General features: G+C 68.9%; 8 protein-coding genes. 3 read left to right on the forward strand and 5 right to left on the reverse strand.

Features of this window, described 5'->3' with window-relative positions; genetic code table 11:
• The first annotated feature begins 180 nt into the window (after nucleotides 1-180).
• Nucleotides 181-783, forward strand: coding sequence for a DUF6318 family protein (locus CVO76_RS03095; protein WP_208740636.1), 603 nt, complete (start codon nucleotides 181-183; stop codon nucleotides 781-783).
• Nucleotides 784-857: 74 nt separating this feature from the next.
• Here CVO76_RS03095 and CVO76_RS03100 read toward each other — a convergent pair whose 3' ends face one another.
• Nucleotides 858-2,210 (reverse strand): MFS transporter, encoded by a 1,353-nt coding sequence (locus CVO76_RS03100; protein ID WP_133082720.1) that lies wholly within the window; start codon nucleotides 2,208-2,210, stop codon nucleotides 858-860.
• 141 nt (nucleotides 2,211-2,351) lie between these two features.
• Between CVO76_RS03100 and purH the strand changes: the two genes are divergently transcribed.
• Both purH and CVO76_RS03110 read left to right on the forward strand, forming a co-directional pair.
• Nucleotides 2,352-3,956: a bifunctional phosphoribosylaminoimidazolecarboxamide formyltransferase/IMP cyclohydrolase gene (purH, locus tag CVO76_RS03105; RefSeq protein WP_208740637.1), complete on the forward strand. Its 1,605-nt coding sequence runs from the start codon at nucleotides 2,352-2,354 to the stop codon at nucleotides 3,954-3,956.
• Between the two features lie 177 nt (nucleotides 3,957-4,133).
• Nucleotides 4,134-6,356, forward strand: coding sequence for an NADP-dependent isocitrate dehydrogenase (locus CVO76_RS03110; RefSeq protein ID WP_208740638.1), 2,223 nt, complete (start codon nucleotides 4,134-4,136; stop codon nucleotides 6,354-6,356).
• 135 nt (nucleotides 6,357-6,491) lie between these two features.
• Here the strand turns inward: CVO76_RS03110 and CVO76_RS03115 are convergent, their stop codons facing one another.
• The 4 genes from CVO76_RS03115 to CVO76_RS03130 form a co-directional block, all read right to left on the reverse strand.
• A complete protein-coding gene (locus CVO76_RS03115; RefSeq protein WP_208740639.1) occupies nucleotides 6,492-7,571 on the reverse strand; it encodes a Gfo/Idh/MocA family protein in 1,080 nt (359 codons plus the stop codon).
• Between the two features lie 114 nt (nucleotides 7,572-7,685).
• On the reverse strand, nucleotides 7,686-8,783 hold the full coding sequence (locus tag CVO76_RS03120; protein ID WP_208740640.1) for a substrate-binding domain-containing protein: 1,098 nt from the start codon (nucleotides 8,781-8,783) through the stop codon (nucleotides 7,686-7,688).
• A 77-nt stretch (nucleotides 8,784-8,860) separates the two neighbouring features.
• Nucleotides 8,861-10,162: a multiple monosaccharide ABC transporter permease gene (mmsB, locus tag CVO76_RS03125; RefSeq protein ID WP_133082725.1), complete on the reverse strand. Its 1,302-nt coding sequence runs from the start codon at nucleotides 10,160-10,162 to the stop codon at nucleotides 8,861-8,863.
• 24 nt (nucleotides 10,163-10,186) lie between these two features.
• Nucleotides 10,187-10,906: ATP-binding cassette domain-containing protein (locus CVO76_RS03130; protein ID WP_208740641.1), on the reverse strand; the 720-nt coding region annotated here is incomplete at its 5' end.

Genomic DNA, 10,906 nt, shown 5'->3' on the forward strand with positions numbered 1-10,906 from the left:
CACGACGACGGTGGCGTGGCGAGGTTTCACATGTCTCCTTCGTGGGAAAGGACCAGCGTGTCCCACGTCACAGGAGGAGTCAATCCTGCGCGGCCCGGTCGGCCCCTGAAGTTGCCTGGGGCACCGGTAGGGTGGGGGAGGCCTCCGGCCACTCCGATCTCGAACACCGTTGGGACTCTCATGAACACCTCGCGCATCGCGGCCACCGCCGCCCTCACCCTGCTGGCGCTCACAGCCTGCGCCGGCACCTCCGAGTCCACGCCGGCGACCCCGGCCGGGACCCGGCCGTCCCCCGCCAGCTCCTCCGCCGCAGCCTCGAACATCCAGCGGCCCGCGACCAACGACCTCGTCGGGGAGGTGTCCGCCGAGGGCGCCCGGGCGTTCCTCTACTACTACTTCGACCTCAAGGCCTATGTCCTGCAGACCGGGGACGCGGCCGCCGTGCTCGAGGTCCTCGACGGAGCGGCGAGCGAGCAGGCCGAGGCGGAACGACTGAAGGCCGTGTACGACGGCGGCGGGTGGGTGCTCGGCGGCCAGCCCAAGGTGGAGAACGTCTACCTCACCACGCCGGAGGACGAAGTGGTGGAGGGCGCCGATGTCACCGCCCTGATCCCCGTCAACCCCGACGCCTACACCGAGTTCGCGGAGGACGGTGCGGTCGCCGAGCAGCGTCCGTTCTCGCCGGCCGGCACCATCTACACCGCCACCGTCCGCTACGCCGACGGCGCGTGGAAGGTCACCTCGCTCGAGGAGACCCCGGACGCGGTCCTGCCCGAGGCCTAGCCCGCACGGGCGGCCCGCGACGAGGAAGGGGTGCCACCGCTGCGGCGGTGGCACCCCTCGTCGTCCCGGGCCGGTCAGCGCAGCGTGGCGTTCCGGGTCTCGGGGGCGTTGAAGGCCATGAACACGACGGCGAGGAGCACCAGTCCGCCGGTCAGGGCGAACGTGAGCGGCAGGCCGAGGTAGGGCCACAGGAGCGTCCCGAAGATCAGGGGGACCAGGCCCGCGCCGATCCGGGAGATGGTCGACGCCCAGCCGAACCCGCTGCCCCGCAGCTCCGTCGGGTACAGCTCCGAGACGTAGGTGTAGAGGACGGGGATGGCCACCTGCACCACGAAACCGAAGCCCAGCAGCCATGCCGTGGCGGCGGCGGGCAGGTCGAGCGTCAGTGCGAAGACGACCAGGAGCGCGGCGGAGCCGGGACCCGTGACGGCCAGGAGCCACTTGCGGCCCACGCGCTCCACCAGGAGGGCGGCCGCGATCACCCCCAGGAAACCGACGCCGGTCATGAACGTGGTCGTGATGAAGGCGACCGACTGCGCGTAGCCCGAGGCGATGAGGATCCGCGGCATCCACGTCAGGGCACCGTAGTAGACGAGCAGGATGGTCAGGAACAGGCTCCAGGCCGTGAGGGTGATGCGCCAGTCGTAGCGCCACAGCCCCGCCAGCTGGCCCGAGACACTGCCGAGCGAGAGCCGGGGCGTCTGCTCGGGCTCCGGCAGGCGCCATTCCCGCTGCTCCGCGCCGGTCCGGGCCACCAGGTCGTCGATGACCGTCCTGGCCTCCTCGCCCCGGCCGCGCTGCACGAGGTAGAGCGGCGATTCGGGGACGCCGCGCCGCACCCAGAAGACGAGGAGTGCCGGGAGCACCATGACGAGCATCGCGTAACGCCAGCTGCCCGACTGGGCCACGACCACCGTCGTGACCACCCCGCACAGGAAGGCGCCGACGGGCCACCACGCATCCATCGCGGTGAGGACCCGGCCGCGCTGCCGCCGGGGCGTGAACTCGCCGACCAGGGCGTAGTCCACGGGGATGCAGCCGCCGAGGCCGAAGCCCGCGAGGAACCGGAACACGCAGAACCAGACGATGTCCGGGGAGAACGCCCCCAGCACGGTGAAGACCGAGAAGACGAGCAGCGTGAGGGTGAAGGCCCGCTTGCGACCGATGATGTCGGCGACCGAGCCCCAGGCGAAGGCCCCGACCGCCATGCCGATGAGGTTCGACGTCGCGACCCAGGCCGCCTGGCCGGAGGACAGGCCCCAGTCGTCGATCAGGAGGGGGATCAGGTAGGCGTTGAGGGTCACGTCCCAGGCGTCGAACATGAAGCCGAGGCCGCCGATGAGGAAGATCTTCCCCTGGACCTTCCAGCGCCAGGGGAGGTCCTGCACCACCTGGTCACCGGTGGGGAGTTGCGTATGGGTGTTCATGATGCCTTCTCGGAGGGTGCTGTTCTGCCAGAACTGTACCGCCAGCCACCCGGGACCCCGTGCCGTCCCCTCGCGACCGGGCAGGGCCGCACCTATAGACTTGGTGCCGACCCCAGCGACGCTCTACTGACGGAGATCTGCGTGAGCCTGACCCACCTCGACCGTGTCCCCATCCGCCGAGCACTGATCTCGGTGTTCGACAAGACCGGCCTGGAGGAGCTGGCACAGGGCCTGCACCGTGCGGGCGTCTCCATCGTCTCCACCGGCTCGACCGCGCAGCGCATCGCCGCCGCGGGCGTCCCCGTCACCGAGGTGTCCGAGGTGACCGGATTCGCCGAGACCCTCGACGGGCGCGTGAAGACCCTGCACCCCAAGGTCCACGCCGGCATCCTCGCGGACCGCCGCCGGCAGGAGCACGTCGACCAGCTCGCCGAGCTCGACATCGAGGCGTTCGACCTCGTGGTGGTGAACTTGTACCCCTTCGTCGAGACGGTGCGCTCGGGCGCGGAGCCCGACGCCGTCGTCGAGCAGATCGACATCGGTGGACCCGCCATGGTGCGGTCCGCCGCGAAGAACCACCCGTCGGTCGCCGTCGTCGTGGACCCCGCCCGCTACGGTGACGTGGTCACGGCGGCCGCGGAGGGCGGCTTCGACCTGAAGGCACGACGCCGGCTGGCCGCCCTCGCCTTCGCGCACACCGCCGCGTACGACACCGCCGTCGCGTCCTGGACCGCCGAGCAGTTCGAGACCGACGACGACGCCTTCACCTGGCCGGGCTACGCGGGCCTCGCGCTCGAGCGCTCCGAGGTGCTCCGCTACGGCGAGAACCCGCACCAGCAGGCGGCACTGTACGTGGAGAAGGGCGCCACGCCGGGCATCGCCCAGGCCGACCAGCTCCACGGCAAGGCCATGAGCTACAACAACTTCGTCGATGCCGACGCTGCCCTCCGTGCGGCCTTCGACTTCGAGGAGCCTGCGGTCGCGATCATCAAGCACGCCAACCCGTGCGGGGTCGCGGTCGGCTCGGCAGACGCCGAGGACCCCATCGCCGACGCCCACGCCAAGGCCCACGCCTGCGACCCGGTGTCGGCGTTCGGCGGGGTCATCGCCGCGAACCGCGAGGTGACCGCCGGCATGGCCGCCACGGTGAAGGACATCTTCACGGAGGTCGTGATCGCGCCGTCGTTCTCCGCCGGGGCCGTCGAGATCCTCTCGCAGAAGAAGAACATCCGGCTCCTGACCCTGCCCGAGGGCTACGGCCGGAACCCCGTGGAGTTCCGCCAGGTCTCCGGAGGGGTGCTCCTTCAGGTCGCGGACACGCTCGACGCCGACGGCGACGACCCCTCCGGCTGGACCCTGGCCGCCGGGAAGGCCGCCGACGACGCCACGCTCGCCGACCTCCGCTTCGCCTGGAAGGCCTGCCGGGCCGCGAAGTCCAACGCCATCCTGCTGGCGAAGGACGGCGCAGCCGTGGGTGTGGGCATGGGCCAGGTCAACCGCGTGGACTCCTGCAGGCTCGCCGTCGAGCGCGCCAACTCGCTCGCCGACACCGAGCGTGCCCGCGGCTCGGTCGCGGCGTCCGACGCGTTCTTCCCCTTCGCGGACGGACTGCAGATCCTGCTCGACGCCGGTGTCCGCGCCGTCGTCCAGCCGGGCGGTTCGGTGCGCGACCAGGAGGTCATCGACGCGGCGGACGCGGCCGGCGTGACGCTGTACCTGACCGGCGCACGCCACTTCTTCCACTGACCTCCCCGCAGGCGCGCCGGCGGCTCCGGCCACCGGCGACCTGCGGGATACACCCGTCGACGCCGTCGTTCCATCGGGTCCGCCGTTAGGCGATGCCTCGGGGACCTCGGTAAGTTAGAGCCGATGGGCAAGCCCCAACCGACCGCACAACGCAAGAGCACCAGGGAGACGCCACCCATGGCCAAGATCATCTACACCCACACCGACGAGGCGCCGATGTTGGCAACCTACTCGTTCCTGCCGATCATCGAGGCGTTCGCCTCCACGGCGGGTGTCGAGGTGGAGACCCGCGACATCTCGCTCTCGGGCCGCATCATCGCCCTCTTCGGCGATCACCTCACCGAGGACCAGCGACAGGCGGACGCGCTCGCGGAACTCGGCGCACTGGCGAAGACGCCGGACGCCAACATCATCAAGCTGCCCAACATCAGCGCCTCCATCCCGCAGCTCAAGGCCGCCATCACCGAGCTCCAGGGACAGGGCTACGCGCTGCCGGACTATCCCGACCACCCCTCGACGGACGAGGAGAAGGAGGTCCGCGCGCGGTACGACAAGGTCAAGGGCAGCGCCGTGAACCCCGTCCTCCGCGAGGGGAACTCGGACCGCCGGGCTCCCGCGTCGGTCAAGAACTACGCACGCCAGAACCCGCACAGCATGGGTGCCTGGACGCCGGAGTCCAGGACGAACGTCGCGCACATGATGGGCGACGACTTCCGCTCCAACGAGCAGTCCGTCGTGATCCCCGCCGACGGCACGATCTCGATCCAGCACGTCGCCGCGGACGGTTCCGTGACGGTCCTCAAGGACTCCTTCCCGGTCCTCGCCGGCGAGGTCGTCGACGGAACGGTCATGCGGGCCGAAGCACTCAACAGCTTCCTGAAGGCCTCCGTCGCCCGCGCCAAGGAGGAGGGCGTGCTCTTCTCGGCACACCTCAAGGCCACCATGATGAAGGTCTCGGACCCCATCATCTTCGGCCACGTGGTCCGCGCCTTCCTGCCCGAGCTCTTCGAGACCTACGGTGAGCAGCTGACGGCTGCCGGCCTGAGCCCGAACAACGGCCTGGCGTCCATCCTCGGCGGCCTCGACAAGCTTCCCGAGGACGTGCGCGAGGGAGTGCAGCAGGCGATCTCGAAGGGCATGGAGGACGGCCCGGCGATCGCCATGGTCGATTCCGACAAGGGCATCACCAACCTCCACGTGCCGAGCGACGTCATCGTCGATGCCTCCATGCCGGCGATGATCCGCTCGTCGGGCCACATGTGGGGACCGGACGGCAAGGAAGCGGACACGCTGGCCGTCATCCCCGACAGCAGCTACGCCGGCATCTACCAGGTCGTCCTGGACGACTGCCGTGCCCACGGCGCCTTCGACCCGACCACCATGGGCACCGTCCCCAACGTCGGCCTCATGGCGCAGGCGGCCGAGGAGTACGGCAGCCACGACAAGACCTTCGAGATCCCTGCGGCCGGCACGGTCCAGATCCTCGACGCCGAGGGCACCGTGCTGATCGAGCACGACGTCGCGCCCGGTGACATCTGGCGCGCCTGCCAGACCAAGGACGCGCCCATCCTCGACTGGGTGAAGCTCGCCGTCACGCGTGCCCGTGCCTCGGCGACGCCCGCGGTGTTCTGGCTCGACGAGAGCCGGGCGCACGATGCGAACCTGATCGCCAAGGTCCAGGCCTACCTGGCGGAGCACGACACGGACGAGGTCGAGCTGCAGATCATGACGCCCGTCGACGCGACGGCCTTCACGCTCGAGCGCATCCGCAGGGGCGAGGACACCATCTCGGTGACCGGCAACGTGCTGCGCGACTACCTGACGGACCTGTTCCCCATCCTCGAGCTCGGCACGAGCGCCAAGATGCTCTCCGTGGTCCCGCTGATGAACGGCGGTGGACTCTTCGAGACCGGCGCCGGCGGGTCCGCTCCGAAGCACGTGCAGCAGCTCGTGAAGGAGAACCACCTCCGGTGGGACAGCCTGGGTGAGTTCCTCGCCCTCGCGGTCAGCTTCGAGCACCTGGCGACGTCGACGGGCAACGCCCGCGCGCAGATCCTCGCCGACACGCTGGACCGCGCCACCGGTACGTTCCTGCTCGAGAACAAGTCGCCCAGCCGCCGCGTCGGCGAGATCGACAACCGCGGCAGCCACTACTTCCTCGCCCGCTACTGGGCCGAGGAGCTGGCCCGGCAGGAGCAGGACGCCGAACTCGCCGAGAGCTTCTCCCGCGTCGCGGAGGCGCTGACGGGCAACGAGGACACCATCGTGGCCGAGCTGCTCGCCGTGCAGGGCTCACCCGCCGACATCGGCGGCTACTTCCACCCCGACGTCACGAAGGTCACCGAGGTGATGCGTCCCTCCGCCAAGCTGTCGGAGGTCCTCGCGATCCTCGCCCGGTAGGCTCCGTCGCTCCAGCCGGCGGACCGGAGTCCACCGGCGCAGGCGACGTTCCGGGACACGGACGGGCCCCCGCGGTAGCGACCGCGGGGGCCCGTCCTTCGATGCCCGACTGCCGGGGACGACGCGGGCGGACCGTCAGACGGCGTCGTTCGCGTAGCGCAGCCCGATCTGGGCCCGTACGCCGTCGAGCAGGCGCATGGTCCTCACCGTGTCACCGACGGGCATCGTGGGGCTCTCGGTCAGCCCCTGCTGGATGCAGCGCGTGACCTCGCGCAGTTCGTAGGTGTACCCGGCGCCGACCTGCTCGAAGTGCTCCACCCTCGGCTCCTCCTGACCGATCCGGACGGTCAGTTCCTTCGGGTTGTGGAGGTTTCCGCCACCGGTCTTCAGCCAGCCCTTCGATCCGGCGACCGTCGCCTGGCCCGGGCAGGAGGCGACGAGCGACGACGACAGCTGGGCGTACGCCCCGTTCCCGTAGCTCAGGGTGACGGCGTTCTGCACGTCGACGCCGTCGCTGTTCAGCGTTCCGAGCGCGGAGACGGAGTCCGGGAAGCCGAGGGAGCCCAGGGCCCAGGTGAGCGGGTAGACCGTGAGGTCCATCAGGGCCCCGCCCCCGGCCTTCGGGTCCCAGAGGCGGCTGCCGGGATCCTGCCGTGCGGGGAACCCGAGGTCTCCCTGTACCCACCGGATCTCGCCCAGCTCGCCGGAGGCGATGATCTCCCAGGCACGGTTGATGCTCGGCAGGAAGCGCGTCCAGACCGCCTCCATGAGGAAGAGCCCGCGCTCGGCGGCCAGTCCTGCCAGTTCCTCCGCCTCGGCGGCGTTGATGGTGAACGGCTTCTCGCACAGCACGTGCTTGCCGGCGGCCAGTGCGGCCTTCGCGACGTCGTAGTGCTGGGCGTGCGGCGTCGTGATGTAGACGACTTCCACCTCGGGATCGTCCATGAGCCGCTGGTATCCCGTGACCCCGCCGTCGTCACCGTAGCTGGTGGCGAACCCGAAGCGGTCGGCGAAGGCGGCGGCGCTGTCCGCACTGCGGGAACTGACGGCGTGCAGCACGGCGTCCTCGAGCAGCGCGATGTCCTGGGTGACCTTGCCGGCGATGCCGCCCGTGGCGACGACACCCCACATGAGGGGACGGCCGGTGGCGTCGATCGGACTGGGGGCGCCTGCTTCGGCGCAGGGGGGAACGGCGATGCGGTTCTGGAGGTTCATGGACCTATCCTTGCCGCTGCGGTGGTCCCGCGTCCATCGCCGGGAGACGAACGAAGCGCCCCGGCCTGGGCCGGGGCGCTTCGGGTACTGCTGCCGGACGGATCCGGATCGGTGCTACTTGGTGAGTGCCGACAGCGTGGGATCGTCGGCGTACGCCTCAGCGGCGTTGTCCTTGGTGACGATCTGCGGCTCGAGGAGGTAGGCGGAAACGGTCTTCACGCCGTTCTCGTAGGAGTCGGGATCGTTGATCTCGAGTTCCTCGCCGGCCTGCAGGCCGTTCACCATCTCGATGGCGTGCTCGACCAGGGCACGGGTGTCCTTGTTGATCGTGGAGTACTGCTTGCCCTCCATGATGGACTTCACGGACTCGACCTCGGAGTCCTGGCCGGTCACGACGGGGAGCGTCTTGCCTGCACCCTCGACCGAGGTCAGGATGGCGCGGGCCAGCGTGTCGTTGGGGGAGAGGACGCCGTCGAGCTCCTCGGTCCCGTAGCTGCCCGAGAGCAGCGTGTCCATGCGCTTCTGGGCGTTCTCCGCCTTCCAGCCCTGGGTCACGGCCTGCTCGAAGGTCTCCTGGCCCGATACGACGACGAGGTTGCCGTTGTCGATCTCGGGCTGGAGGATGCTCATGGCACCGTCGAAGAAGACCTTCGCGTTGGCGTCGTCGGGCGATCCGGCGAACAGCTCGACGTTGTAGGGGCCCTCGGGCTTGGCGGCCTTCATGCCGTCGAGGAGGGCCTGGCCCTGCAGCTCGCCGACCTTGAAGTTGTCGTAGGCCACGTAGTAGTCCACGGCGTCGGTGTTGAGGAGCAGGCGGTCGTAGGCGACGACCGTGATGCCGGCCTCCTTCGCCTGGGCGAGCTGGGTGCCGAGCTGCGCGCCGTCGATGGCGCCGACGACGAGGACCTTCACGCCGTTGGTGATCATGGAGCTGATCTGGTTCTGCTGCTCGGCGACGCCGCCGTTCGCGAACTGTACGTCCGGCTCGTAGCCGGCCTCGGTCAGGCCGTCGTTGAAGAGCTGCTCCGCGAGGACCCAGTTCTCCGACGTCTTCTGCGGGAGTGCGACGCCGATGGCGGACCCCGTCTCGAAACCGGCGGCTGCAGATTCGCCGCCCTCGGTCGCGGGGGCCGCCTCTTCGCGGCCGCATCCTGTCAGCGCCAGTGCTGATATCGCAGCGATGGCTGCGACGGACTTTGCGAATTTACGCATTTCCATTCTCTTTCTATTGCTCTTGCTGGGTGGACGGGTGGAGCGTTGTCGCCCGGGAAGCCGGTTCCATCCGGTTCCTAGACGTCGTGGGAGATGACTTCCTTCGTTCCGACGGCCTGTTCCGTGGGAGCAGGCCGGGGATCGGGGGTGCCGGCCTTCGCGCCGCCGCCACCTCCGCCGAAGTTCCTGGTGAGCAGGCCGATGATGGACGGCTTGCCCTGGCTCTTGTTGTAGACGTCGAAGGCGACGGCGACGAGGAGGACGATGCCCTTGATGATCTGGGTGTCGTCGGCGCCCGCGCCGAGCAGCTGGAGTCCGTTGTTGAGGACGGCCATGACGAGGCCGCCGATGATGGATCCGACCACGGTCCCCACGCCACCGGTGACGGCAGCGCCGCCGATGAACACGGCCGCGATGGCGTCGAGTTCCCAGCCGACGCCGTCGGACGGGCCGGACGCCGTGGAGCGGCCGACGAAGATCATGCCGGCGAGGGCGGCGAGGATGGACATGTTCATCATGACCATGAAGTTCACGCGCTTGCTCTGCACACCGGAGAGTTCGGCCGCGTGGCGGTTGCCGCCGACGGCGTAGACGTGGCGGCCGAGGATCGTCTTGTTGGAGATGAAGGCGTAGATGATCACGAGGACGCCGAGGATCAGGCCGGGGACGGGGAAGGACGTGCCGGGGCGACCGGTCGCGAACAGGTACGTCGCGTAGAGGATGACGGCGGAGAGCAGGACGACCTTGGTGACGGGGACCCACATGGGGGGGACGTCGGCCTTGATCCTCTCGAGCTTGCGGCGGCCGCGGAACTCGCTGTAGATCACGAACGCCACGAGGGCGAAGCCGATCAGGAGGGTCAGGTTGTTGTAGCCGGTGGTGGGGCCGACCTCCGGGAGGTAGCCCGCGCCGAGGTACCGGAAGCCCTCGGGCACCGGGACGGTGAGGGAGTTGCCGACCGACTGGTTGGCGCCACGGAACAGGAGCATGCCGGCGAGCGTGACGATGAACGCCGGTATGCCCACGTAGGCGACCCAGAAACCCTGCCAGATCCCGATGACCGCGCCGAGGACCAGGCCCAGGAGCACGCCGAGGTACCAGGGGATACCCCAGTCCCGCATCGCGATCGCGACGACGATGCCGACGAACGCTGCGATGGACCCGACGGAGAGGTCGATGTGCCCGGCGATGATCACGAGGACCATGCCGATCGCCAGGATCAGGATGTAGGAGTTGCCGTTGAAGAGGTTCATCATGTTCACGGACGTGAGCGTCTTGCCGCCCGTGCGCCACTGGAAGAACACGACGAGCGCGACCAGGGCGAAGATCATCCCGAACTGGCGGGTGTTCCCGCCGAAGATTTGTTTGAGGGAATTCATGGTGTCTTTCCTAGGGAGCTACGGTCAGGCAGATTTCCTGCTGGCGGTCATGAGTTTCATCAGGGATTCCTGGTTCGCGTCCTCACGGGTCACTTCTCCCGTGATCGCGCCTTCGAAGATGGTGTAGATGCGGTCCGAGAGGCCGAGCAGTTCGGGCAGCTCCGAGGAGATGACGATCACGCCCTTGCCCTGGTCCGCGAGTTTCTGGATGATGCCGTAGATCTCGTACTTCGCCCCGACGTCGATCCCGCGGGTGGGCTCGTCGAGGATGAGCAGCTCGGGGTCGGTGAACATCCACTTCGCGAGGACCACCTTCTGCTGGTTGCCGCCCGAGAGCTTGGCGACGCCCTCGTTGACGCTCGGCGTCTTGGTGCGCAGCGACTTCCGGTACTCCTCGGCGACGCGGAACTCCTCGTCCTTGTCGACGACGAGGCCGTTGGTGATCTTCTTCAGGTCGGCGGACACCGTGGTGGTCTTGATGTCGTCGAGCAGGTTCAGGCCGAGGGACTTGCGGTCCTCGGTCACGTAGGCGAGCCCGGCGTCGATCGCCTGGGGGACCGAGCGCAGCGTGACCTCCCTGCCGTTGATGAGGATCTGCCCGGACTTGAAGTTGCCGTAGGAGCGTCCGAAGACGGAGCGGGCGAGCTCCGTGCGTCCTGCACCCATCAGGCCGGCGAAACCGACGATCTCGCCGCGGCGGACATGGAAGCTGGAGTTCTTGCACACCAGGCGGTCGGCCACCGA

The organism is Arthrobacter agilis (genome assembly GCF_002953615.1).
Lineage (GTDB): Bacteria > Actinomycetota > Actinomycetes > Actinomycetales > Micrococcaceae > Arthrobacter_D > Arthrobacter_D agilis_B.